The organism is Muricoccus roseus, from assembly GCF_900141905.1.
Taxonomy (GTDB): domain Bacteria; phylum Pseudomonadota; class Alphaproteobacteria; order Acetobacterales; family Acetobacteraceae; genus Roseomonas; species Roseomonas rosea.
The window spans coordinates 168,703-193,682 of sequence record NZ_FQZF01000007.1; the positions used below are offsets into that span (position 1 = coordinate 168,703).

22 protein-coding genes are annotated in these 24,980 nt (G+C 72.0%); 12 read left to right on the forward strand and 10 right to left on the reverse strand.

Annotated elements, in window-relative coordinates:
* Positions 1-41: 41 nt before the first annotated feature.
* Entirely contained in the window at positions 42-641 is a 600-nt protein-coding gene (locus BUB97_RS07815) for a hypothetical protein (protein ID WP_073133306.1), read from the forward strand.
* A gap of 5 nt (positions 642-646) precedes the next feature.
* Here BUB97_RS07815 and BUB97_RS07820 read toward each other — a convergent pair whose 3' ends face one another.
* From BUB97_RS07820 to BUB97_RS07830, 3 genes are all read right to left on the reverse strand, one after another.
* Positions 647-1,645, reverse strand: coding sequence for an alpha/beta hydrolase (locus BUB97_RS07820; protein WP_073133308.1), 999 nt, complete (start codon positions 1,643-1,645; stop codon positions 647-649).
* A 55-nt stretch (positions 1,646-1,700) separates the two neighbouring features.
* The gene (locus BUB97_RS07825) at positions 1,701-2,474 is read right to left on the reverse strand and encodes a (Fe-S)-binding protein (RefSeq protein ID WP_073133310.1); all 774 of its coding nucleotides are present in this window, start codon (positions 2,472-2,474) and stop codon (positions 1,701-1,703) included.
* 316 nt (positions 2,475-2,790) lie between these two features.
* On the reverse strand, positions 2,791-5,094 hold the full coding sequence (locus BUB97_RS07830) for a penicillin acylase family protein (RefSeq protein ID WP_217659596.1): 2,304 nt from the start codon (positions 5,092-5,094) through the stop codon (positions 2,791-2,793).
* A gap of 99 nt (positions 5,095-5,193) precedes the next feature.
* Between BUB97_RS07830 and BUB97_RS07835 the strand changes: the two genes are divergently transcribed.
* The 9 genes from BUB97_RS07835 (at position 5,194) to BUB97_RS07875 (ending at position 16,047) form a co-directional block, all read left to right on the forward strand.
* Complete coding sequence (locus BUB97_RS07835) at positions 5,194-6,285, forward strand: ABC transporter ATP-binding protein (protein ID WP_073133312.1); 1,092 nt, start codon at positions 5,194-5,196, stop codon at positions 6,283-6,285.
* Complete coding sequence (locus tag BUB97_RS07840) at positions 6,282-7,154, forward strand: ABC transporter permease (RefSeq protein ID WP_086061991.1); 873 nt, start codon at positions 6,282-6,284, stop codon at positions 7,152-7,154. Before BUB97_RS07835 ends, BUB97_RS07840 begins: the two co-directional genes overlap by 4 nt.
* On the forward strand, positions 7,151-7,981 hold the full coding sequence (locus BUB97_RS07845) for an ABC transporter permease (RefSeq protein WP_073133314.1): 831 nt from the start codon (positions 7,151-7,153) through the stop codon (positions 7,979-7,981). Before BUB97_RS07840 ends, BUB97_RS07845 begins: the two co-directional genes overlap by 4 nt.
* A complete protein-coding gene (locus tag BUB97_RS07850; RefSeq protein WP_073133316.1) occupies positions 7,978-8,700 on the forward strand; it encodes a GntR family transcriptional regulator in 723 nt (240 codons plus the stop codon). The genes BUB97_RS07845 and BUB97_RS07850 overlap by 4 nt, the downstream gene beginning before the upstream one ends.
* A 50-nt stretch (positions 8,701-8,750) precedes the next feature.
* Entirely contained in the window at positions 8,751-9,812 is a 1,062-nt protein-coding gene (locus BUB97_RS07855) for an extracellular solute-binding protein (protein WP_086061993.1), read from the forward strand.
* A gap of 64 nt (positions 9,813-9,876) precedes the next feature.
* Positions 9,877-10,221, forward strand: a complete 345-nt coding sequence (locus BUB97_RS07860) for a N,N-dimethylformamidase alpha subunit family protein (RefSeq protein WP_073133318.1) — start codon at positions 9,877-9,879, stop codon at positions 10,219-10,221.
* A complete protein-coding gene (locus BUB97_RS07865) occupies positions 10,221-12,512 on the forward strand; it encodes a N,N-dimethylformamidase beta subunit family domain-containing protein (RefSeq protein ID WP_073133321.1) in 2,292 nt (763 codons plus the stop codon). Before BUB97_RS07860 ends, BUB97_RS07865 begins: the two co-directional genes overlap by 1 nt.
* 56 nt (positions 12,513-12,568) lie before the next feature.
* Positions 12,569-14,737 (forward strand): alpha-ketoacid dehydrogenase subunit alpha/beta, encoded by a 2,169-nt coding sequence (locus BUB97_RS07870; RefSeq protein WP_086061994.1) that lies wholly within the window; start codon positions 12,569-12,571, stop codon positions 14,735-14,737.
* Positions 14,738-14,799: 62 nt separating this feature from the next.
* Positions 14,800-16,047, forward strand: a complete 1,248-nt coding sequence (locus BUB97_RS07875; protein WP_073133323.1) for an aminotransferase class III-fold pyridoxal phosphate-dependent enzyme — start codon at positions 14,800-14,802, stop codon at positions 16,045-16,047.
* A gap of 201 nt (positions 16,048-16,248) precedes the next feature.
* On the opposite strand, the gene BUB97_RS07880 is transcribed toward BUB97_RS07875, so the two are convergent.
* The 5 genes from BUB97_RS07880 to BUB97_RS07900 form a co-directional block, all read right to left on the reverse strand.
* Positions 16,249-16,902: a class II aldolase/adducin family protein gene (locus BUB97_RS07880; protein WP_073133325.1), complete on the reverse strand. Its 654-nt coding sequence runs from the start codon at positions 16,900-16,902 to the stop codon at positions 16,249-16,251.
* Entirely contained in the window at positions 16,899-18,152 is a 1,254-nt protein-coding gene (gene otnK / locus BUB97_RS07885; protein ID WP_073133327.1) for a 3-oxo-tetronate kinase, read from the reverse strand. The genes BUB97_RS07880 and otnK overlap by 4 nt, the downstream gene beginning before the upstream one ends.
* 10 nt (positions 18,153-18,162) lie before the next feature.
* Positions 18,163-19,731, reverse strand: coding sequence for an ABC transporter substrate-binding protein (locus BUB97_RS07890; RefSeq protein WP_073133329.1), 1,569 nt, complete (start codon positions 19,729-19,731; stop codon positions 18,163-18,165).
* A gap of 221 nt (positions 19,732-19,952) precedes the next feature.
* Complete coding sequence (secB, locus tag BUB97_RS07895) at positions 19,953-20,462, reverse strand: protein-export chaperone SecB (protein WP_073133331.1); 510 nt, start codon at positions 20,460-20,462, stop codon at positions 19,953-19,955.
* Positions 20,463-20,549: 87 nt separating this feature from the next.
* Positions 20,550-21,107 (reverse strand): histidine phosphatase family protein, encoded by a 558-nt coding sequence (locus BUB97_RS07900; RefSeq protein WP_073133333.1) that lies wholly within the window; start codon positions 21,105-21,107, stop codon positions 20,550-20,552.
* 143 nt (positions 21,108-21,250) lie between these two features.
* On the opposite strand from BUB97_RS07900, the gene BUB97_RS07905 reads away from it, so the two are divergent.
* Together BUB97_RS07905 and mltA are read left to right on the forward strand one after the other, a co-directional pair.
* On the forward strand, positions 21,251-21,907 hold the full coding sequence (locus tag BUB97_RS07905; RefSeq protein WP_338141775.1) for a Tim44/TimA family putative adaptor protein: 657 nt from the start codon (positions 21,251-21,253) through the stop codon (positions 21,905-21,907).
* Between the two features lie 44 nt (positions 21,908-21,951).
* Entirely contained in the window at positions 21,952-22,938 is a 987-nt protein-coding gene (gene mltA, locus BUB97_RS07910) for a murein transglycosylase A (protein WP_086061995.1), read from the forward strand.
* A gap of 267 nt (positions 22,939-23,205) precedes the next feature.
* Here the strand turns inward: mltA and BUB97_RS07915 are convergent, their stop codons facing one another.
* Entirely contained in the window at positions 23,206-24,189 is a 984-nt protein-coding gene (locus BUB97_RS07915) for a Bug family tripartite tricarboxylate transporter substrate binding protein (RefSeq protein WP_073133339.1), read from the reverse strand.
* Positions 24,190-24,341: 152 nt separating this feature from the next.
* A complete protein-coding gene (locus BUB97_RS26140; RefSeq protein WP_073133341.1) occupies positions 24,342-24,833 on the reverse strand; it encodes a zinc-ribbon domain-containing protein in 492 nt (163 codons plus the stop codon).
* Positions 24,834-24,980: the final 147 nt, after the last annotated feature.

Here is a 24,980-nt window from a genome sequence, read left to right on the forward strand (position 1 = left end):
GAGAGCCGCCCGGCCGACCGCAAGGCCGAAAGGAGACCGGAATGCGCCGCACCCTGCCCGCGATGCTCGCCTGCCTCGCCCTCGCCCCCCTCGCCTCCGGGGCCCAGACGCCCCGCCCGCCCCAGGGCCAGCCCCAGGCCCAGCAGGGCGCGCCCGTCCTCCCCCGCGTCGTCGTCGGCGCCCCGGGCCGCTGCGAGCTGACCGTCTCGGGCGACCCGCGCCCCTGCACCAGCGGCCTCGTCTATGTCCACCACACCAATGGCAGCGTGCTGCTCTCCGTGCAGTCCGGCCCCGGCGTCACCCTCGGCTTTCAGGCCGAGAACGACCGCCAGCCCCGGCCCGAGGACTACACGATGCAGCTCTCCCGCCTGCACACCTCGATCAACGGCCAGACCGCCGCCAAGCAGGTGAGCGGCAGCTGCGAGATCCACATGTCCACCGACGGCCGCACCTGGCACCGCGCCACCTGCCGCGCCACCGACCGCAGCGGCCTGGTCACGGTCATGAACTTCACCGGCGACGGCCGCCAGGTCACCGCCGCCCAGCCCGGCCAGCAACAGCGCGGGCAGCAGGGCCAGGGAAACCGCCCTTCCGGCAGCCCGCCCGCCACCAACGCGCCCGCCACGCCGCCGAAGAGCTAGACGGCTCACCAGGCCGGCGGCGGCGTCCGGGCCCAGCTCGCCCCCACCGCATCCGCGCCCGATGGCAGCGGCGCCGAAGGCCGCGCCATCCAGGCCAGCATGTCCCCGATCACGACCGGCGCCTGCAGGTCCCGCAGCGGCATGTGGTGCACGCCGGTGTAATAGGCGATCCGCGCCGGAACACCCTCCGGCAGGCGTTCCAGCAGCGCCCGCGTCGCCACGGGCGGCACCAGCTGGTCCCGCGCGCCATAGACCAGCAGCACCGGCGGCATGTCCGGCCGCAGGTGGGGCGCCGCGGCCAGGGCGTCGTCCATCAGGTCCACCAGCCCCTTCGTGGTGTCCACCCGCGTTTCGCGGATGGTCAGCGGGTCCCGCGCCATGCGCTGCAGGGCGCGCATGTTGTCGGTCGGCGTGATGCCGGGCACCGAGGAGGCGACCGCCACGCGCGGCACCACATGCGCCAGCGCGTCCAGCAGCCCCACCATGAGCCCCGGCATGGTCGCCCGCCCCCAGACCGCCGGCGCCAGCAGCACATAGCCGGCCGCCGGCGGCGGCTCCGGCCGCGTCGCGGCCAGCAGCAGCACCGCGCCCCCCATGCTCTCCCCCAGCAGGAAGAGCGGCGCATCCGGGTGCCGTGCCTTGATCAGCCGGGCGGCGGTGGCGGCATCCTCGGCCAGCGTCGCCGCGCCCGGCCACACCCCACGGTGCGGCGCCCCTCCGAAGCCCCGCTGGTCATAGGCATAAACCGCCAGCCCCGCCGCGTTCAGCGCGGGCGCCGGCTCGGTCATGAAGTTCCGGCTGTCGTTGAAGCCGTGCAGGCAGAGCAGAACCGCCTTCGGCGCCCCCTCCGGCAACCAGGCCCGGAGCGGCAGCCGCGCGCCATCCTCCATGGTGAGCGCATCCTCCGCCAGCACGGCATCGGCGATCCGGGGGCCGGCGGGAATCAGCTGGGGCGTGCAGCCGGCCAGCGGCAGGGCGAGGAGGGCGCGGCGGGGCAGGGGCATCAGGGCCGGATGTGGTCCCACGCCTGGCGCCCGTCCATGCCCGCGCCGCCCAACCTCAGCGCCGCTCCCCCGCCGCCTCGCCGATCGGCGGCACCGCATCCGTCATGCCCGCCAGCACCTCCGCCACATGCCGCACGCGCACCTCGCTCGCCTCGCGCTTCAGCCGCCCGGCCATGTTCAGCAGGCAGCCCATGTCGCCCGCCAGCAGCGTATCCGCCCCGGTGGCGCGGATATCGGCCACCTTGTCCGTCACCATCCGCGTCGAGATGTCGGGATACTTCACGCAGAAGGTGCCGCCGAAGCCGCAGCACAGCTCCGGCTCGGCCAGCTCCTTCACCGTCACGCCCGGCACCTGGGCCAGCAGCGTCCGCGGCTGCGCCCGCACGCCCAGCTCCCGCAGCCCCGAACAGGAATCGTGATACGCCACCACCCCGTCATAGGGCGCGCGCGTCACATCCACGCCCATCACATCCACCAGGAAGGCGGTCAGCTCATAGGTCCGCGCCGCCAGCGCATCGGCGCGCGCACGGTAATCCGGGTCATCCTCGAACAGGCCGGGATAATGATGCCCGATCATACCCGCGCAGGAACCGGAAGGCGCGACCACATAGTCGAAGCCCCGGAACTCATCCACCACCGCCCGCGCCAGGTCGCGCGCCGTGGCGCGGTCCCCGCTGTTATAGGCCGGCTGCCCGCAACAGGTCTGCGCCGGCGGAACCTCCACCTGACACCCCGCCTCCTCCAGCAACCGGATGGCGGCGAAACCCACGGTCGGCCGATAGAGATCGACGAGGCAGGTGACGAAAAGGGCAACGCGGGGCTTGGACATCGCCCCGTAGAATAGGCCGCCCCGCGCCGCCTTGCCACTCGTCGCCGCGGAGGGCTCCGCCCTCCACCCGCCAAGGGCCTGAGGCCCTTGGAACCCCGTCTGACTGCCGTGGATACCCCGGATCAGTGGGGTCGCGGGCTAAGGCGCTTTTCCTGCCCTTGCAGTCGCCTCGGGTCATGGACCCGAGGCGCACCGTCAGCAGAGTGACCCGAACTTGAAAAAGAAGATGATGGTCGAAGGCACTGCCTTCGACGGGTCCGGGGAGAGGAAGAATTCCTTCTTCCTCTCCCCGGGACAGACCAACAGCGCAGAACCCTCAAGGCACCAGCTGCTGCGTGCTCCGCGCCGCCGCCCGAACCGCGTCCCAGCCATAGAGCATCGGCACCATGCGCGCCGCCGCCCATTCCGCGTGCTGGTCAGTGTAGTGCGGGCTGCCCGGCTGGCCGGAGACGCCGTGGAACACCGCCCAGCGGCTGTTGTCCCAGTTCCCCACGTCGAAGACGTAGCGCGCCAGCGCCCCGTAGCCCGCCGCCGGCCCCACCGCCGCCAGCAGCCCGTTCGCCAGCACCGTATCGTTGTCCCCCCCGATCGGGAGGGCCGGCGGGTCGAGCATCGGCGCCGCCTCGGGGAAGAGGCCGGAGAGGGGGTGCACGAAGCGCGGCCGATGCGCCTCTCCCCATTCCGCTGCCGGCGCCCCGGCCGCCTCCCGCAGCGCCGCCCCGATTGCCTCCTCCCAACTCCACCCGTCCAGCAGGGAGGCATCGTCCCGCCGCAGGAGGTTCGGCAGCGTCCACCAGAGCTGGTTCATCGGCGCCACCCCCGGCGCGACCGCGAGCCAGGGATGCGCCCCGGTGCCGGAAAGCCCGCTCCGCTCCGCCAGGATGCGCGTCAGCGCCCGGCGCAGCGCCACGTATTCGGTGGGTGCGGTGGCGCCCGCCTCCATGCGGCCATCCCAGGCCAGCAGCCGCTGCCGCAGCGCCTCCGCCGCGCCTTCCGCCGGGGGCATGGCCGTAAGCCGCGCCTTCAGCAGCGCCGCATTGGGGGAAAGCGTATCGCCATGCAGCCCCGCCGCATCCTCGGGCCGGAAGTCCGGCATCTCCCGCAGCCGCTCCAGGATGCGCGCGGCGCGGTAGGGCGGGTGGCAGTCCGTGCAGAGGTAATCCGGGTGATCATCCGCCACCACGCGGTTGTTGGCCGTGACGATCATCCCCTCCTCCGGGTCGATCGCGCGCGGCATGTCGTCATGCGCGATCCAGCCCTGCCAGGCATGCTCCCCGGTCCATCCCGGCATGGGCAGCCAGCCGCTCTCGCGCGTCCGCCGCGGCACACGCGCCCGCACCAGGTGGCCGATATGCCCCGCCGTATCCGCCGCCACCAGATTGTGGTCGATCAACCCCCAGCCACGCGTGGCCTCGAACAGCCCCTCGACGCTTTCCGCCCCCGTCATGCGCGGCAGGCAATCGAAGGAGAGATCCGTCTCCGCGAACTGCACGGAGCGCAGCGAGAGCGCCGTCCCCCCGCGCGCATCCCCCGCGATCACCGGCCCATTCGGCGTCTCCAGCACCTCGAAGTGGCGCGCCGCGCCGCCGCGCACCGCCACGCTCTCCTCGCGCCGCCGCACCGGCACCCATTCCCCCGCCTGCAGCACCCGCGCGCCCTCCGCGTCGAAGCGCTCGAGGAACACGTCGTGGATGTCCATGAAGGCATGCGTCACGCAATAGGCGACGCGGCCGTTCTGCGCGAAATGCGGAAAGCCCGGAACGCCCGGCACCGTCAGCCCGATCATGTCGAAGGCATCGCAGGCCACATGGTGCTGCGCGTACATGTTGGGAATCTCGAAGACCCGGTGCGGGTCGCCGGCCAGCACCGGCCGCCCCGTGCCGCTGCGGGAAGGCCCGACCGCCCAGTTGTTGCTGCCCCCGCCCGTCTCGTCGCCCTGCACGCCGAGCGATTCCAGCAGCGCCCGGATGGCCGGCGCCAGCGCCGCCAGATCCGCCTCGAAACGCGCCGCCTCCACGCCCGGCGGAATGCAGAGCAGGTCGCGCCCGCCATCGTCGTAGCGCAGCTTGCCGAGATTCCCGGCGCCCACCACGGGCAGCGCCGCCGCGCGCCACAGCTTGAACCAGACGGAACCCATCAGCAGCCCCAGCCGCCGCATCACCGCGATGCTGTGCCACCCCTCCCAGGGCTCCGGCCGCGCCTCCAGCAGCCCGTATTCCACCGGCAGCGGCGCGCCGGAGGCGACGAAGGCATTCACCCCCGCCGCATAGGAATCCAGCATCGCCCGCGCGGCCTCGCCGAGCGCCGCATGGTCGCGCCGGCACGCCGCCTCCATGCCCAGCCGGCGCACGAGGATGTCGGCTTCCGCGGCCCCGGCCCCCAGCCATTCCGCCGCGCGGCCCAGCGCGCGCCGCCGCGTCAGCTCCATCTGGAACAGCCGGTCCTGCGCATGCACGAACCCGAGCGCGAACCAGGCATCGGGCGTCGCCCCGGCCCGGATATGCGGAATGCCATGCGTGTCGCGCAGCACCTCCACTGGCCCCGCCAGCCCGGGCACGCGCAGCGTCCCCTCCATTGGTGGCAGCGCGTCGCGAAGTGTCTGCGCATCGAATACCGGCATTCCCGCCATCCTCCCAGGAGTTCCCACGGAGTGTGAAACCGGGTTGCGGCCGTGTCGATATATCAAATACTCTCCGGGCGGATCGCCTGAGGAGAGCGAATGGCGTTGCGGGACGGGCTGCAGGGCCGCGTGACGGTGCAGGGGCTGGTGAAGCGCTACGGCCCGGTGAACGCGGTGGATGATGTCTCGCTGGAGGTCGGCTCCGGTGAGTTCCTCGCCCTGCTCGGCCCCTCCGGCTCGGGCAAGACCACCATCCTCATGTCCATCGCCGGCTTCGAATACCCCGATGAGGGCCGCATCCTCATCGGCGAGGAGGAGGTAACCTGGGCGCCGCCGAACAAGCGGAACCTCGGCATGGTGTTCCAGCGCTACACGCTCTTCCCGCATATGAGCGTGCTCGAGAACATCGCCTTCCCCCTCAAAATGCGCGGCATCGGCCGCGCCGAGCGGGAGGAGCGCGCCCGCGCCGCCCTCGCCACCGTGCGCCTGGGCCAGATGGGGGACCGCAAGCCCGCCCAGCTCTCGGGCGGCCAGCAGCAGCGCGTCGCCATCGCCCGCGCCATCGTCTACCAGCCGCGCGTGCTCCTGATGGACGAACCCCTCTCCGCGCTCGACAAGAACCTGCGCGAGGAGATGCAGATCGAGATCAAGCACCTCCAGCGCGAGATCGGCATCACCGTCATCTTCGTCACCCACGACCAGACCGAGGCGCTGACCATGGCGGACCGCGTGGCGGTGCTGGACCATGGCCGCCTGCAGCAGCTCGGCGCCCCGCGCGACCTCTACGAAGCCCCGGAAACCGCCTTCGTCGCCGGCTTCATCGGCGAGACGAATTTCTGCGAGGGGAGGCTGTCCCGGCCCGCCATGCCGGGCGACCCCATCCTCGTCACCCTGGAAGCCGGCGGCCAGATGCAGGCGACCGCCGCCCAGGCCCTCCCGGCCGGAGAGCGCGTCAAGATCGCCCTCCGCCCCGAGCGCCTGCGCGTGCTTCCCGCGGGCACGGAAGGCCCCACGGCGCGCGTGACCGAGGCCATCTATGCCGGCAACGCGACGACGCTGATGCTGGAAGGGCAGGGCGGGCAGCTCCTCCGCGCCCGCATCCCCGCCGGCGCCGGCATGCACGAACCCCGCCCTGGCGAATCCGTGCGCCTGGCCTGGCAGCAGGCCGACGCCCGGGCCTTCCTCGCATGAGTGGCCGCCGCCCCTCCGCCTTCCTGCTGGGCGGCCGCCGCTACAGCCCCGCCTCCAGCCTACTGCTGGCCGCGCCCTTCCTCATCCTCATCGCCATCGTCTTCATCCTGCCGCTGGCGACCCTGCTGCACGAAAGCCTCTTCGTCCCCGGCCCCACCACCGCGCATTACGCGAGGGCCTTCGAGGAGCCGGTCTATCTCCGCGTCATGCTCCGCACGCTGGGCATCGCCGTGCTCGTCACCGCGCTCGCCCTCCTCCTCGCCTGGCCGCTGGCCTGGGTCATGTCCCGCAGCAAGGGCCTCGGCCTTGCCCTTCTCGCCGCCGCCGTGCTCCTGCCGCTCTGGACCTCCGTGCTCGTCCGCACCTATGCCTGGATGGTCCTCCTCCAGCGCAACGGCGTGGTGAACCAGCTGCTGCAGCAGCTGGGCCTCGTCGATGCCCCCATCCGCCTCCTCTACACCCAGGGCGCGGTGGTGCTGGCCATGGCGCATGTGCTGCTGCCCTTCATGGTGCTGCCCATCTATTCCGCCCTGAAGGGCATCCCCGAGGACTACACCCGCGCCGCCCAGATGCTCGGCGCCTCCGCCTGGTCCACCTTCCGCGAGGTGATCTGGCCGCTCGCCCTCCCGGGCGTCACCTCCGGTTGCCTCATGGTCTTCCTGCTGGCGCTCGGCTTCTTCGTCACCCCCGCCCTCATCGGCGGCCCGCAGCAGATGATGATCGCCACCCTCGTCTCCCAGCAGGTGCGGGAGATGCTGGACTGGCCCTTCGCCGGCGCCCTCGTCGGCATCCTCCTCGTCTTCGTGCTGGCCATCACCATCGTTTTCAAGCGCGCCGTGCGGCTGGACCGCTTCGTGGGGTCCGCATGAGCCGCCCGCACCGCCACAACCGCGCGGGGCGCATGGCGCTGAACGCCGCGGCCTATGCCGTCACGGTCTTCCTGCTGCTGCCCACCCTCATCATCGCGCCCATGTCGGTCGGGCCGGAACGCCTGCTCAGCTTCCCGCCCAAGGGCTTCTCGCTGCGCTGGTACGCCGAATACTTCCAGGACAGCGACTGGATCCGTGCCACCCTCTTCAGCGCCGAAGCCGGCGTCATCGCCGCCGTCTGCGCCACCGTCATCGGTACCATGCTGGCCCTCGCCCTCGTCCGCGGCCGCCTCCCGGGCAAGGGTATTGTGGAACTGCTGGTGATCGGCCCCGTCATCGTCCCGCACATCGCGCTCGCCGTCGCGATGTTCCTCGTCTTCGAGCAGCTCCGCCTCACCGGCTCTCTGCTCGGCTTCGCCATGGCGCATACGGTGCTGGCCCTGCCCTTCGTGGTCTTCACCGTGCTGGCCGCCCTCTACCGCTTCGACGCGGAGCTGGAGCGCGCCGCCCTCTCCTGCGGCGCCGGGGCCTTCCGCACCTTCCGCTACGTCACCCTGCCCCTCATCGCGCCCGGCCTCGTCTCCGCCGCGCTCTTCGCCTTCATCATCTCCTTCGACGAGGCGGTGGTCTCCTTCTTCATCTCGGATCTCGACCGCAAGACGCTTCCGCGCAAGATGTTCGAGGATATCGACTTCAACATCTCGCCCACCCTCGCCGCCGTGGCCACCATGCTCACCGCCCTCACCATCGTCGCGCTCCTGCTCGGCTATGCGTTGAAGCGCAGCATGGAGCGCCGGGCGCGCGCGGCGGCGGATACAGGACCATGAAGACCATGCCCGAAGCGGCACAAGTTCTCGATTTCGTCGCCCCCGTTGGTCGGGAGAACCTCGCCGGCCGCGTCTATGACGAGCTCCGCGCCGCCCTCTTCGAGGGCCGCATGAGGCCCGGCCAGCGGCTGAAGATCCGCGACCTCGCCGCCGCCATGCAGGTCTCCGAAACCCCGGTGCGCGAGGCCGTGGTGCAGCTCGCCCGCGAACGCGCCCTCCGGCTCGAAGCCGCGCGCTCCATCACCGTCGCGGGCCTCAGCCTCGAACAGTATCTCGAACTCCGCACCATCCGGCTGGAGCTGGAAGGCCTGGCCGCCGAGGCCGCGGCCCTCCGCATCGCGCCAGGCGACCTCGGGGCGCTGGACCGCGCCAACACCGCCTTGGCCGAAGCCGAGGAGGCGGGCGACGCAACCGCCGCCAACCGCGCCAACTGGGCCTTCCACCACACCCTCTACGCCGCCGCCGCCATGCCCGAGCTGCTCTCCATCATCGAGAGCATCTGGCTCCGCAACGGCCCGATGCACACCTTCCTCTACCCCGATGCGCGCCCGACCTATCCCGGCCGCCACCGCCATCTCGACATCATCGACGGCCTGCGCGCGCGCGACCCCCGCGCCACGCGCGCCGCCCTCTGCGCGGATCTGATGGAGGGCGGCGCCAACCTCGTCGCGCTCCTCGGCCGGATGGAACGCGACGCGGCCTGGAACACCCCCGCCTGACCAGGGGAACCCCGGACCGTCCTTCAACCACCACCGACAGGAGACAGGGCATGGGCGTGAATCGGAGATCTCTTCTCGCGGCCTCGGCGCTCGGCGCCGGCACGGCGGCGCTCGCGCGCCCCGCCCTGGCCCAGCGCGGCTCGGGGGAGGTGGTGGTCTGCGCGACCGGCGGGCTGATGGAGCGCAGCCTGCAGGAACACTTCTACCGCCGCTTCGAGCAGGAGCAGGGCATCCGCGTCCGCTCCATCCCCATCGAGCTGCCGGACCAATGGGCCCGCGCCCGCGCCGGCCAGCGCAGCGGCAACATCCCCTTCGACGTCGTCACCGCCACCCCGCCGGACCTCATCCAGCACGCCGACATCCTCGCGCCCGTGGACTGCACCACCGCGGCCATGACCCAGCACGCGCTGCCCGGCGGCTGCTTCCCCACCGGCATCATCCGCACCGCCGGCGGCATGGCCATCACCTGGAGCAAGAAGGCGTTCCCGAATGGCGGCCCCGCCAACTGGGCGGATTTCTTCGACACCGCCAAGTTCCCCGGCCCGCGCTCCCTGCCCGATACGGGGGACCGCGAATGGTGGCTCCCCCTCGCCGCGCTCATGGCCGACGGCGTCGCGCGCGACAAGCTCTTCCCCATGGATCTGGACCGCGCCTACCGCAAGCTGGATGCGCTGAAGCCCCATGTCGCGGCCTGGTGGAAGAGCGGCGACAACTCCATGCAGATCCTGCGCGGCGGCGACGCCGTGATGAGCGTGCTCTACTCCTCCCGCTCCGTGCCCCTGGCCAAGAGCGGCGAGTTCGACTTCACCTGGAACGGCGCCATCCGCGATGTCGGCAACTGGGCCGTGCTGAAGGGCGGGCCGAACACCGCCAACGCCATGCGCTTCCTCGACTTCTTCGTGCAGAACCCGCGCGAGCACCTGCCCTTCTCCGAGAAGGTCTCCTTCGATTCCAACAACCGCGAGACCGCCGCCCTGGTGCCGGAGGCGGAGCGCCGCTACCGCGCCTCCTGGCCCGAGAACTGGGACCGGCTGGTGATCGCCGACTACGAATGGATCGCAGCCAACCGCAACGCCATGCGGGAGCGCTGGGTCAACTGGCTCACGCGCTGAACGAGAGAACGGGCGGGCCCGCGCGGCCCGCCCGCGCCACACCCACCACCGGAACCCGTCCTGCATGCTGGTGAACGACCCCGAGGCGGCGCATTGGCCGGTCGACCCGTCCCGCCTCGATCTCGTCGAGGAATTCCGCCGCAAGCCCCGCGGGCCGCATAGCGACGACCTGCAGAGGCTGCTGCACCGCATGCGCTGGTCCGGCGTCGGCCGCCGCCACGTGCTGATCGTGATGGAGCCGAACCGCCGCTGGATGCTCGGCCGCCTGCCCGGCCGGCGCGGCGCGCCGGTGGAAACCTTCCCCAACCGCATCTTCACCGACCTCGCCGAGGCCGAATGGGCCGTCTTCGTCCTGCGCTGGGAAGCGCTGACGGGCCAGAAACTCGAGACGGCCGGGAACGAGCCCTGATGACCGACACCACCGCCGTCCTCGGCTATGCCTGGCCCCTCGTCGTCTCCCCGGGGGAGGAGGTCGCCTTCCACCTCTCCAGCGCCACGCTGGATACGGCCGAGGCCACGCTGCTCCGCGTCCGCTCCGCGGATCCCGACCCCAACGGCCCCGGCCTGCGCTTCCACCAGCCCGGCACGCCCATCGACGGCCCGGTCGCGCTGCGGAACCAGCCCCTCCGCCCCGGCTCCTGCGCCATCATCCCCGACAGCCCCGCGCTGAACCGCGCGGGCGCCCTCTCCCTCGGCCTCTTCCTCTTCCCCACCGCGCCGCTGGCCGGGCCGCAGACGATCATCGCCCGCTGGCGCGACGACACGGCCGAGGGCTGGCGCCTGGCGCTGAACGCCGAGGCGCGGCTGGAATTCACGGTCGGCGCCGCGGGCCGCCAGTGGCGCGCCACCGCCCCGCGCCCGGTGATGGAGCGGGAATGGATTTTTGTCTGTGCCAGCCTCGACCCCGCCGCTGGCCGCATCACCCTCACCCAGTCCAGCCTGGACGCCCAGGCCGGCCGCGACACGGGCTGCACCGCCACCGCGCAAGCCCCGGAGGGGATCGCCTGGCCGGCGGACACCGCCCTCACCATCGCCGCCCACGCTCTGGAGGCCGGCGCCGCGCCCCGCACCGCCGGCCATTTCGACGGCAAGATCGACCGCCCCCGCCTCCTCTCCGCCGCGCGCGACACGCCCGCGCTCCGCGCCCTGGCCGAGACCCTCGCCCCCGACCCGGCCGACCCCGACCTGATCGCCGCCTGGGACTTCTCGCGCGACATGTCCACCGACACCGTCCGCGACCTCTCCGCCAACCGCCTGGACGGCACGCTCCGCCACATGCCCATGCGCGCCGCCACGGGCGCCAACTGGGATGGCCGCACCGTGCAATGGACGGAAGCGCCGCATCTCTACGGCGCCATCCATTTCCACAGCGACGACATGCACGATGCCGGCTGGTCGCCGGACCTGCGCCTCACCATCCCCGAGGACTGGCGCAGCGGCTTCTACGCGCTGCGCCTCCGCGCCCGGCAGGGCAGCGAGGACCCGGTGGAGAGCTTCGTCGCCTTCTTCGTCCGCGCGCCGCTCGGCAAGCCGCGCTCGCGGCTCGCCTTCGTCGCCAGCACCGCCACCTTCCTCGCCTATGCCAATTCCGCGCTGCGGCTGGACCAGGTGCATGCCGAAGCCATGCTCGAAGGCCTCATCGCCCTCTCGCGTGACGACGTCTACCTGCAGGAGCACCGCGAGCTCGGCCTCTCCACCTATGACACGCATAGCGACGGCAGCGGCTGGTGCTACTCCACCGCGCGCCGCCCGATCATCAACATGCGGCCCCGCGGCGCCACCTTCAACTACGGCAATGACACCCACATCCTCGACTGGCTGGAGGAGACCGGCCAGGACTACGACATCGTCACCGACGACGACATCCACCACCACGGCGCCCAGACCCTCTCGCCCTATCGCTGCGTCATCACCGGCTCGCATCCCGAATATTTCAGCCGCTCGATGATCGAGGCCTTCGATTCCTACCAGCGCGCCGGCGGCCGGCACATCTATCTCGGCGGCAACGGCTTCTACTGGCGCATCGGCTGGCACCCGACACAGCCGCACGCCATGGAGATCCGCCGCGGCATGATCGGGCTCCGCACCTGGGAAGGCGAGCCGGGCGAGAACGCGCTTTCCTTCACCGGCGAGCCCTCCGGCCTCTGGCGCGCCAGCGGACGCCCGCCGCAGCGCCTCGTCGGCGTGGGCTTCGACGCGCAGGTCTTCACCCGCTCCTACCCCTATGAGTGGCGCGCCCCGGCGCGCGACCCACGCATCGCCTGGGCGGTGGAAGGCATCGACCTCGACGCGCCGCTGGGCGATTTCGGCCTGCGCGGCGGCGGCGCGGCCGGGCTGGAGGTGGACCGCGTGGAGCCCACCCTCGGCTCCCCGCCCCACCTCCTCTGGCTCGCCACCGCGGACCGGCTGGACTATGGCGGCGTACCCACGCTGGAGGAGCTGCGCACGCTCCACCGCGGCACCATGGGCGACCAGAACGCGCGCGTGCGCGCCGACATCGCCTTCTTCCCCACCGCGCGTGGCGGCGCCGTCTTCTCTACCGGCTCCATCGCCTGGGCCTGCGCCCTGTCCCACAACAACTACGACAACGCCGTCAGCCGCCTCACCGGCAACGTCCTCCGCCGCTTCCTCGACCCCAGCCCCTTCGAGGGCTTCGACACCGAGGAGCGATCGCCGGAGGGCGTCTGCCCGGAGGCGTGAATCGCTCCTCAGCAGATTGCGCCGGCAACAGGCGCGAGACAGGAACACGCCCGATCATGCAGCGCACCCCCATCTCCACCGCCACCCCCTGGTTCCGGCTGGAGGTAGACGACAGCGACTGGGCGGCGGAAGACCCCGCCGCCCTCGCCCGCTGGATGGAACAGCTCCTCTTCATCCGCCGCTTCGAGGAGAAGATCCTCGAACTCCACGGCCAGGGCCTCGTCCACGGCCCCGCCCATGCCTCCATCGGCCAGGAAGCCGGCGCCGTCGGCGCCATGTCCGTGCTCGGCACCGAGGACAAGCTGAACGGCACCCACCGCGCGCATCACCAGATCCTGGCCAAGCTGCTGAACAGCACCCTCCCCGAAGCCTACGACCCCCGCCGCGACGCCCCGCTGGACGAGGCGGGCACCCTCATCCGCCGCGCCATGGCCGAGATCATGGGCCTCTCGGAAGGCTTCTGCGGGGGCCGCGGCGGCTCCATGCACATGCGCTGGGCGCCCGCCGGCATCGTCGGCACCAGCGCCATCATCGGCGGCAACCTGCCCCATGCGGTCGGATACGGCCTGGCCGACAAGGTGCTGGGCCGCGACCACGTCTCCGTCGCCTTCTTCGGGGATGGCACGCTGATGGCCGGCCAGTCGATGGAAGCCATCAACCTCGCCGCCCTCTACAACCTGCCCGTCATCTTCTTCCTCGAGAACAACTTCTACGCCGTCTCCACCCATGTGCGGGAGCAGACACGCGAGACGCGCCTTACCACGCGCGGCGCCATGTTCGGCGTGCCTTCGGTGGAATGCGACGGCATGGACCTCGTCGCCGTGCGCCGCGCCATGCAATGGGCGGTGGAGACCATCCGCGATACCGGCGGCCCCGTCTTCGTCGAAGCCATCCTCTACCGCTTCCTGCACCAGAGCGGCCCGCTGCTCGGCAGCCAGCTCGGCTATCGCAGCAAGGAGGAGGAGGCCGAATGGCGCGCGCGCGACCCGCTCGCCACCGTGCCCGCGCGGCTGAAATCCATGGGCGTGCTGGACGATGCCGGCCTCGCCGCCCTCGACGCCCGCGCCCGCCGCATGGTCGAGGACGCCGCCACCGCCCTCACCGAGGTCCCGCGCGATTCCAACGCGCTGCAGATCCGCACGGGCGCCTTCCCCGAGGTGGCGGAGATCGAGAACGGCATCCGCGGCGACCTCTCCGAACTCGCGGGCGAACGCGTCGTGGAAGCGCCCTCCGTCCCCGCCGAAGCGCGGGTGGAGATGAAGTACATTGACGCCATCGCCGCCACCCTGCTCCGCAACATGGAGCGCGACCCGCGCATCGTGGTCATCGGGGAGGATGTGCACCGCCTGCGCGGCGGCGTCTCGGGCTCCACCAAGGGTGCCATGGAACGCTTCCCCGATCGCGTCTTCCCCACCCCCATCTGCGAGAACGGCTTCACCGGCATGGCGCTCGGCGCCGCCGTCTGCGGCCTGCGCCCTGTCGTGGACATCATGTTCGGTGATTTCTGCATCGTCGCGGCCGACCAGATGTTCAACGGCATCGGCAAGTTCTCGCATATGTTCGGCGGCGGCTTCGGCGTGCCGGTGGTGGTGCGCGCCCGCGTCTCGCCCCAGGCGGGCTACGGCTCCCAGCACTCCATGGACCCCTCCGCCCTCTTCTCCCTCTACCCGGCCTGGCGGATCGTCTCCCCCTCAACCCCGCACGACTATATAGGCCTGATGAACGCGGCGCTGCGCTGCGACGACCCCGTGCTGGTCATCGAGCATCAGGACCTCTTCCAGACCACCGGCCCCGTCCCGCGGGACGACCTGGACTACATCATCCCCCTCGGCACCGCCCGCACCGCGCGGCCCGGCACCGCCTGCACGGTGCTCACCTATTCCTCCATGGTCCCCGCCAGCCTCCAGGCCGCCGAGGCCACCGGCATCGACGCCGAGATCATCGACCTCCGCAGCCTCGACCCCGGCGGGCTCGACTGGCCGGCCATCGAGGCCAGCGTGCGTCGCACCAACCGCGTGCTCATCGCGGAACAAACCGCCCGCGGCACCAGCCACGGCGCCCGCATCGCGCAGGAGATCGGGGAACGCCTTTTCGACTGGCTCGACACCGAGATCCTCCGCGTCACCGGCAGCGCCGCCGCGCCCGTCGTCTCCCGCCCGCTAAACCTCGCCGCCCTCGGCGATGCGACGAAAATCGAGGAAGCGATGCGCCGCCTGACAGCGTGATCGCCCTTCCTGACCGCATCCGGCATATGATATATCAGATGGGAAGACCCGAGGATCCGTCCATGTCGCAGGCCGTCCTTCCCGAAACGCGCGCCGCCGCATCCTCCGATGCCGCCTTGCGCGCCCGTGCCCGGGCCGTCATCCCCGGCGGCCTCTGGGGCCATCTCAACGCGGCGAAGCTGCCGGAAGGCTATCCGCAATACTTCACCGCCGCCGAAGGCTGCCGCCTCCGCGACGCCAACGGGCGTGAATACATCGACTTCATGTGCTCCTGGGGCCCCATGGTCCTCGGCCACCGCAACCCCACCGTGGAAGCCGCCGCGCGCCGCCAGGCCGAGCAGGGCGACTGCATGAACGGTCCCGCCCCCGTGCTGGTCGAGCTTGCCGAGCTGCTGGTGAACACCGTCGCTCACGCGGATTGGGCGCTCCTCGCCAAGAACGGCACGGACGCCACCACCGCCTGCGTCACCATCGCCCGCGCCGAGACCGGCCGCCGCAAGGTCCTCGTCGCCCGCGGCTCCTATCACGGCGCCGTCCCCTGGTGCTCGCCCTCGCTGGCCGGCGTCACCGCGGAGGACCGCGCCCACCTCCTCACCTTCGACTACAACGACACGGCCAGCCTCGACGCCGCCGCCGAGGCCGCGAAGGGCGATCTCGCCGCCGTCATCGTCACCGCATTCCGCCACGACTTCGGCCGCCACCAGGACCTGCCCACCCCCGAATTCGCGCGCCACCTCCGCGCCCTCTGCGACGCCACCGGCGCCGCCCTCATCCTCGACGACGTGCGCGCGGGCTTCCGCATCCATCTCGGCGGCTCCTGGGAACCGCTGGGCGTCCGGCCGGACCTCTCCGCCTTCTCCAAGGCCATCGCCAACGGCCACCCGCTCGCCGCCGTCACGGGCCGCGATCGCTTCCGCCAGGCCGCCACCCAGGTCTACACCACCGGCTCCTTCTGGTGCGGTGCCGTGCCCATGGCCGCCGCCGTCGCCACCATCGACGAACTCCGCCGCATCGACGGCCCCGCCCGCATGCGCGCCATGGGCGAACGCCTCCGCAACGGGCTCGACGCCCTCTCAAGCCAGTACCGCCTACCCATCCGCCAGACCGGCCCGGCGCAGATGCCGCTGATGATCTTCGACAACGACCCGGACTGGGCGAAGGGCGACACCTTCTGCGCCACCGCCCTGAAGCACGGCACCTACTTCCACCCGCGCCACAACATGTTCCTCTCCTGCGCGCATGCGGAAGCCGATATCGACGAGGCGCTCGACGCCGCCGAGGCCGGGTTCCGCGCGGTCGCGAAGCTGTAGAAGCCCGGGGAGGCGCCGCCTCCCCGGACCCCTCCGCCAGGAGCCTGAGGCTCCTGGCCCTGCATTCGGCTGCCGCGGATACGGTGCAACACCGCGCCGCAGGCAGCCCGCCGCCAGCGCCCCGTTCCGCGGCAGCCCCGAAGAAAAAGACGAGAGGGGGCCCGGGGGAGAGCTCCCCCGGAGGCCACCAGAACCCCCCGCTCAAACCCGCAGGGGCGCAGCGCTGCCGTAGGTCTTATACCGCTCCCGCGTCGCCTCCATCTGCGCCGCATCCAGCAGCCGCGGTGCACCGGCGGAGCGCGCGAGAAGATATTGCCGCGCCAGCGTCTCCAGCCGCAGCGCCGCCGAGACCGCGCCCTTCACGTCGCGCCCCGTCACGATCATCCCGTGGTTGCCCAGCAGGCAGGCCGTGCGCCCGCGCAGCGCCTCCACCGCCACCTCGGCCAGCGCCGGCGTGCCGAAGGTGACATAGGGCGCGCAGCGCACGTCATCCCCGCCGAAGCCCGCGACCATGTAGTGGAAGGCCGGCAGCCCCTCGCCCAGGCAGGCCAGCGCCGTGCAGGCATCCGCATGCGTGTGCACCACGCTCCCCGCCTCGGGGAAGGCCTTCAGGATCGCCGCATGCATCGGCCACTCGCTGGAAGGCGCGACGGCATCCTGCGTGGCGCCGTCCAGCGACATCATCACCGTGTCGCCCTCCGCCGTGGCCTCCACCGTGGTGCCGGTGCGCGTGATCACCATCCCGCCCTCCACGCGGCAGGAAACGTTGCCGGCGCTGCCAAAGTTCAGCCCCAGCCGCCCGAGCTCCCGATAGGCATGCGCCACCTCGTCGCGCGCGCGCGCCACCGCGCTCATTCGCGCATCCCTTCCAGCACCCTCTCGAACATGTCCACCGGCCCCAGCTTCCCCGATTTCAGGCACAGCGCCAGCGGCACCGGCGCCTCCGCCGCGCAAAGCCCGATCCCCGGCGAGACATAGGGCGCGACGGTGAGCCGCGAGATGCCGAGCGAGCGGATCACCGCCCCCGAGCTCTCGCCCCCCGCCACGAGGATGCGCCGCGCCCCGGCCGCCACCAGCGCCTTCGCCAGCGCGCCCAGCAGCCCTTCCGCCGCCCGCGCCGCGCCGTCCCGCCCGAAGCGGGCCTGCGCGGCCGCCACCGCCTCCGCATCGCCCGCCGTCGTCACGCAAACCGGCCCGCGCGCCAGCTTCGGCACGGCCCATTCCACCGCCTCGCGCAGCGCCGCCTCCGGCGCCTCCATCCGCGCCAGATCGACCCGCAGCACCGGATGCCGCGCGGCGAAGCAATCCACCTGCTCCCGCGTGCGGTCGGCGCAGCTTCCCGCCAGCACCGCCCCATGCCCGCCCGCCCGCACCGGCGCCACGGCCCCGGCCGGAGCCAGCAGCCCCTTCTCCCGCCACACGGCCGGAAAATGGGAGGCGAGGTTCGAGCCGCCGGTCACCACCGGCCAGTCCCAGCTCGCCCGCGCGAGCACGGCCAGGTCCTCCTCCGTCCCCGCATCCGCGATCGCGTAGGAAACCCCCTCCGCCCGCAGCGCCGCCACATGCCGCGCCACCGCCTCCGCTCCCTGCGCGATCACCGGCAACGGCACCAGCCCCACCCGCCGCGCCGTCTGCGGCGCCAGCACCTTCACGAGGTCCGGCTCCGTCATCGGCGTCAGCGGGTCGAAGCGCTTGGGCGAGTTGGAGACGAGCTGCGCGCCGACAAAGAGATGCCCCATGAACACCCGCCGCTCCGCCTCCGGGAAGCTGGGCGCGAAGATCGTGAACGCCGCCCCCATCCGCTCCATCAGCACCTCGGCACAGGGCCCGATATTCCCCGCCGGGGTGGAATCGAAGGTCGCGCAATACTTGAAGAACAGCCGCCGCGCCCCGGCCGCGCGCAGCGCATCCGCCGCCCGCCCGAAGCCCGCGCGCGCCTCCTCCACCGGGGCCACGCGGGAAGGCAGCGCCACCACCACCGCATCCTGCCCCGGCGGCACCGGCGCATCGTCCAGCACCAGCGCCACCCGCATCCCGCCCGCGGCCAGCATGCCCGCGAGCTCGACCGCACCGGTCAGGTCGTCCGCGATCCCCCCCAGCAGCATGGGCGGGACCTCAGACCTCCACCTGCCAGAACATCGGGAAGCTGGACTGGATCAGGTTCTTCAGCCGCGTGCGATATCCAGCGGGGCGCGAGAACTGCCCCCACATCACATTCGGCGTCAGGTCATAGGCCGCCACCTGGATCCGCTCCGCGATCCCCTTGCGCGCCGCCGCATCCGGCGCGCGCACGAAATCCTGCAGCAGCGTCGTCATCCCCGCGTCGCAGCTCCGCCCGGGATAATCCGAGCAGTTGTTGGCGACGTAGAAGTGGTTCAGCGGCGACATCATGTCCACGCCATTGGCATAGACCGGGAACAGCCCCCACCCATCCGGCCGCGCGCGCCGCGCCAGCACGGTGCCCCAGTCCATCACCTGCTCGTCCACGGTGAAGCCGGCCTTCTTCATGTTCTCGGCCAGCACATGCGCCGCGGTCTGGGAAATGGAGGCGGACACCTCCAGCATGATCACCGGCTCGCCCTTGTAGTTCGTCCGCGCCAGCTCCGCCTTCGCCGCCTCCACGTCGAAGCGCGCCACCTCCGCCCCGGCCCGCGTCTCCAGCGGCGTGTCGCACATCCAGAAGGAGGGGCAGTTCTCCACCCGGAACTGCGCGGGGATGCCGATGGCATCCATCACCTGCTTCTGGTCCACCAGCTTCCACATCACGCGCCGCACCGCGGGGTCGGCGAAGGGGCCGCTCGCATGGTTCAGGCGGAAATTCCCCTGGAACATGTCGATGCCCTTCAGCCCCATCAGCCGCACCTCGCGGTTGCGCCCCAGCGGCCCGAGGAAGTCGAAGGGCAGGTACTGCATGTAGTCGATCTCGCCGGCGGTCAGCGCATTCGCGCCGGTGGAATCGTCCGGCATGGTCTTCAGCACCAGCTCGTCGATCTTCACCACCTTGCCGCCCGCCAGGAAGTCCGGCGGCTCGGCCCGCGGCACGTAGCGCGCGTTCCGCCGCAGCACCATCCGGTCGCCTGTGCGCCAGCCCTCCCGCACGAAGGTGAAGGGGCCGGAGCCGACGATCTCCGTGATCCGCGCATCCCCCGCCGGAAGGATCCGCGCGGGCATGATGAAGGGCACGGGCGCGTTCGGCTTGCCCAGCACCTCCAGCATCAGCGGGAAGGGCTCCTTCAGCGCGATCGAGAAGCTGCGCGCGTCCTCCGCCCGCATCTCCCGCATCGCGGCCAGCAGCATCCGCCCCAGGCTGTCGCGCGAGGCCCAGCGCCGGAGGGAGGCGACGCAATCCGCCGCCGTCACCGGCGCGCCGTCATGGAAGGCGAGGCCGTCGCGCAGCGTGAAGCGCCAGGTCAGCCCATCGGCGGAAACCGTGTGCCCCTCGGCCATCTGCGGCCGGATCGCCCCCTTGGAATCCTGCGCGAACAGCGTGTCGAACACCTGGTAGCCGAAGCTGCGCGTGATCGCGGCCGTCGTCGCATGCGGGTCGAGGATCACCACCTCGGATTCCAGCACCACCGTGATGGAACCCGCCGCCCGCGCCGCGCGGGGCAGGCCGGCCAGGGCGGGCAAGGCCAGTGCCCCCGTGGCGAAAAGCTGACGCTTCGTGAGGCCAAAGCCGCTCATCCGATGCTCCTTTCCCGCGCGATCCCGGACCGCGCCGACGCTCCTCCGCCCGTCAGCCTCTCCGGGCCATGCGGGCGCACATGCGGAATTGATATATCAGATATCTCCACCCCGCCACCGGAACCTCGGGCCCCGAACGCATCGGGGGAGGAAAGCCAGCCGGCTCTCCTCCCCCGAAGGTCGCGCAACAGGAAAGGGGAGGGCAGGCCCTCCCCGATCCCTCAGGACAGCATCGTGCCTTCCGGCATCCCACCCTGGGCCCGGCGAGACTGCCAGAGCGCCACGAAGTCGATCGGCGTCAGCGCCACCGGCATGAAGCCGCCATCCCGCGTCACGTCGGAAAGGATGTTGCGCGCGAAGGGGAAGAGCAGGCGCGGGCATTCCACCAGCAGCACCGGCTCCAGCACGTCCGGCTGCACGTTCACGGTGAACAGCCCGGCATAGGCCAGCTCCGCGATGAAGGCGGTGGCGCCGTCGCTCGTCTTGGCGTCGCAGCGGATCTGCAGCGTCACCTCGAACACGTTGCCACCGTCCTGCAGCGCCCGGGCCTGCACGTCGAGCGCGACGTCGATCCGCGGCTGCTCCCGCAGCGTGGTGTAGATCTCCGGCGCCCCCGGCACCTCGAAGGAGAGGTCCTTCACATATTGCAGGTTCACCACCAGGGGCCCCTGAGGCTGGCCATTCGGGGCGCCGTTGGGCGGCAGGTCGGCGGGCGGCGGCAGGTCGGACATGGTTCAGGCCTCGATAGGGCTGTGATGGCGGCGGCGGGGTAGCACGGGCCGGGCCGGGATGTCAGGCCAGACCCTACAGGCTGGACCCTACCGGTGGTGCCAGTTGATCTCCGCGGGCCCTTCCTCCGTCGGGTCCACCCGCAGCCACTGCCCATTCATCACCGATTGCCCGGTCATGGCCAGGATGAAGCCCCAGTGGCACACCACCACCGTATGCGCCCAGTCCGGCCGCTCCCGCATCTCGCGCCGGAACAGCCGCGCGCGGTCCAGCACGCTGTCCCCCGGCTCTTCCTCCCCGGGCCACCAGACCGCCTCCAGATGCGCGAAGTCATGCTCCGGCCAGGCCTCGGCGAGCTGGTCCCGGTGCGTCCCCACGTCGCAGGCGAAGGCATAGCGCTCCCGCACCAGCGGCTGCACATGCACCGGCAGCCCCATCCGGCGCGCCAGCGGCGCCGCAGTCTGCAGGGCCCGGGTATAGGGGCTGGCCAGGATGCGCCGCACCCCTTCCGCCGCCAGCGCCTCGGCCGCCGCCTCGGCCTGCTCATGCCCCAGCGGCGTCAGCTTCGGATCCTCGATCCCGGGGTCCTTCCGGGTCTCGGTGAAGTGCAGGTTGAACTCGCTCTGGCCGTGTCGCAGCAGGATCATGGAGCGCCTCCGGAATGCCGCCAGGAGGTAGCGGCGAGACCCGGAACGCACAATGGACGGCAAGGGCCGGAAGGGGTCGCCGCGAAAGGCCCTGTTGCGGCGGCGCCCCGACGTCCCTAACTGTCATGTCATCTAAGGAGACCATGATGCAGGGCGGCGGCTTCCCGATTGATCTGATCCTGTTCGGGATGGTGGCGGCCTTCCTGGTGCTGCGCCTCCGCAGCGTCCTGGGCCGCCGCACGGGCTTCGAGCGCCCGCCGGGCGAACGCGGCCCCGTGCCCGTCCCCCCCGCCGTCGGCCCCGCCGCCCCGGTCGCCGCCACCCCGCAGCGCGGCGTGCCCGACCCCCGCGGCCCCGTCGGCCAAGCCCTCGCCCGCATCCGCGGCGCGGACCCCAGCTTCGACCCCGCCGGCTTCCTCGCCGGCGCCGAGGGCGCCTTCCGCATGATCGTGGAGGGCTTCGCCGCCGGAAACCGCCCCCTCCTGCGGGACCTCCTGTCGGACGACACCTATGCCGGCTTCGAGGGCGCCATCACCGACCGTGAATCCCGCGGCGAGGTGCAGCGCACCGAAATCCGCGAGATCCGCGAGGCCTCGATCGAGGGCGCCGACCTCCGCGGCAGCATCGCCGAGGTCGTGGTCCGCTTCGTCTCCGACCAGGTGAACCTCACGACCGACGCCGCCGGCAAGCCCGTGGCCGGCGCCGATGCGGTGACCGAGCTGACGGATATCTGGACCTTCCAGCGCGACACCCGCAGCACCGACCCCACCTGGAAGCTCGTCGGAACCCGCTCCGCCTGAGCGCAAGCGGGCTGAAAGCGATCGGGGTGAGGGCGAGCGGGCCGATGCGGGCGCGCCGCCGCCTCCCCCTCCTCCTCCCCCTCCTGCTGGCCGCCTGCGGCGGCCTGCCAGGCTGGGAGCGGGACCGGGTGGCCGAGGCCATCCCCGCCTTCCAGTCGGGCTGCGCCGAGCTGCGCAAGCCCGGCCGGGACCCCGGCCCCCTCGCCGCCGCCTGCGCCGAGGCCGACCGCCTCCCCCCGGGCGACGATGCCGCCGCCCGCGCCTTCCTCACCCGGCATTTCGAGCCCGTCCCCGCCGGGGAAGGCCTCATCACCGGCTATTACGAACCCGTCCTCCGCGTCTCCCCCACCCCCGCGCCCGGCTTCACCGCCCCCCTCCTGGCCCTCGCCCCCGGCGCGCCGGACCTCGACCGCGCGGCCATCGAGGCCGCCGTCGCCAATGGCCAATGGCCCGGCCAGGTCCTCGCCTGGGCCGACCCGGTGGACGCCTTCTTCCTCCAGATCCAGGGCTCCGGCCGCGCCCTCTTCCCCGACGGAACCCAGCGCCGCCTCGGCTATGCCGGCAAGAACGCCCACCCCTACGTCCCCATCGGCCGCCTGCTGATCGAGCGCGGCGCCCTGGCGCGGGAGGAGGTCTCCATGCAGACCATCCGCGCCTGGCTGCGGGACGCCCCGCCGGAGGAAGCCCGCGCCCTGATGGAGGCCAACCCCTCCTGGGTCTTCTTCCGCTGGCGCGACGACCTGCCCCTGCAGGCCGGCCCGGCCGGCACCCTCGGCGCCCCCCTCACCCCCGGTCGCTCCGTCGCCGTGGACCGCAGCCACACCCCCCTGAACTCACCCCTCTGGATCGCCACCCGAGACCCGCTGACCGGCGACCGCCTCCAGCGCCTCGTCATCGCCCAGGACACCGGCGGCGCCATCCGCGGCCCCGCCCGGGCGGACCTGTTCTGGGGCTGGGGCGACGCCGCCGGCACTGCGGCGGGAAAGATGCGCAAAACCGGGCGGGTCTGGGTGCTCAGGCCCCGGGAATAGGGGCTGTCGGTCTGTCCCGGGGAGAGGAAGAAGGAATTCTTCCTCTCCCCGGACCCGTCGAAGGCAGTGCCTTCGACCCATCATCTTTTTCTAGAAGCTTGGAATCACTGGGCTGACGGTGCGCCTCGGGTCCATGACCCGAGGCGACTGCAAGGGCAGAACAGGCGCCCAGCAACCCGAGACCCCGCCGGTCAACGGTATCCACGGCAGTCCGATGGGGTTCCAAGGGCCTCAGGCCCTTGGCGGGTGGAGGGCGGAGCCCTCCCCTCAGGACGGCGTGATCTTCCCCGCCTCCACCACCCGCCGCCAGCGGGCGATCTCGCCCTCCTGGAAGGTGGCGAACTGGGCTGGCGTGCTCGCCACCACCTCGAAGCCCAGCTCGTCCATCCGCTTCGCCACATCCGCCGAGCGCAGCGCGGCCGCCGCCTGGGCGTGGATCCGCTCCATCAGCGCCGGCGCCATGCCCGCCGGCCCGCCCAGCGCCTGCCAGGAATAGACAACGAAGTCCCGCAGCCCCGCCTCGGCGCCCGTCGGCACGTTCGGCAGCAGCCGGTGCCGCCCCTCCGCCGTGATCAGGATCGGCTTCACCCGCCCGTCCGAGATCTGCGGCAGGATCGAGCCGAGGTTCTGGTACGACAACTGCACGTTCCCCGCGATCAGGTCCGTCGTCGCGGGCGCCCCCCCGGCATAGGGAACATGGGTGATGTCGGTGCCGGTCAGCTGCTTGAACATCTCCATCGTCAGATGGTCCGAGGAGCCGACGCCCGAGGTGGAGTAGGAGGCCCGGTTGGCCTTCAGCCAGGTGATGAGCGAAGGCAGGTCGTTCGCCGGCACCTGCGCCGGGTTCACCACCAGCACGTTCGGCGTCCGCACCGTCTGGCTCAGCCCGGTCAGCTGCTTCACGGGGTCGTAGCCGAGGTTCGGCCGCAGCGCGACATTGATGGCCCAGGTGCTGATCGGCGCATGCATCAGCGTATGCCCGTCCGGCGCGCTGCGGATCACGGCCCTCGCGCCCAGCTCGCCCGTCGCGCCCGGCCGGTTCTCCACCACGACAGGCTTCCCGATCGCCTGACCCAGCGGCACCCCCATGGCCCGCGCCACGATGTCGGAGGAGCTGCCCGGCGCGAAGGGCACGATGATGGTCACGGGCCGCGCCGGCCATTCCTCCTGCGCCAGGGCAGGGCGCGCGGCGGGAAGGGCGGAGAGGATCGCGGGGGCGGGCAGGAGGCGCAGAAGGGCGCGGCGGTTCATGGGCTTTTTTCCTCCAGAGGTCATGTTGTCTGACAAGTTAGGGCCATCCAACGCCGCAAGCCAAGCCCGGCCTCCACACCGCCACGCGCCCGGTTTCCGCGTGCCCAAACGCCGCGTGCCCGAATCCCGGGCACCCGGTCCGGCCAAAACCCTCAGCCAGCCCCGAGCGCGATGAACACCCGCGCCGCCGGCGGCCAGGCCTCCACCAGATCCACCCGCCAGTGCCAGGCCGCCGCCGCCGCCACGGCCAGCACAAGAAGCGAGGCCCCCCAGGCCAGTCCCACCACACGCAAGCCCCCGGCGGCCTCCGCATCCGGCGCCGGCATCCCGTGGTCCGGGGTCGCGGGCGGCGCGGCGGAGGGCCGCGGCGGCGGCTCGCCCGCCTCGAAGGCATTGGGCGGGGGGAGCGGCGGCGCCTGGGGCGCCGGCTCCTCCGCGCCCTCCCCGGGCGCCCCCCCGGTCTTGCCCTGAGCCTCGCCCCCGGCCTCGCCCCCGGCCTCGCCCGCGGCCTCACCCTGGGGCACGCCCGGCGCCCAGCTCGTGCCGCAGCGGGCACAGCGCACGCTCCGCCCCTCTGCCAGCCGCGCGGCCAGGGCGGGGGGCAGGTCATACTCGGCGGCACATTCGGGGCAGGCGACACGCATGTCGCAGGATGATCGCCGCATCCCGGTTAAGGCAACGCTCCCAGCCGCTCCGGGTGCCGTTTCCGCGCCAACAGGGCGAATTCCGGTGTCTCCGGCCCCGCCGGGCACCCACGTCCCCCTCCAAGCACCATCGCGTTAGGGCATCGA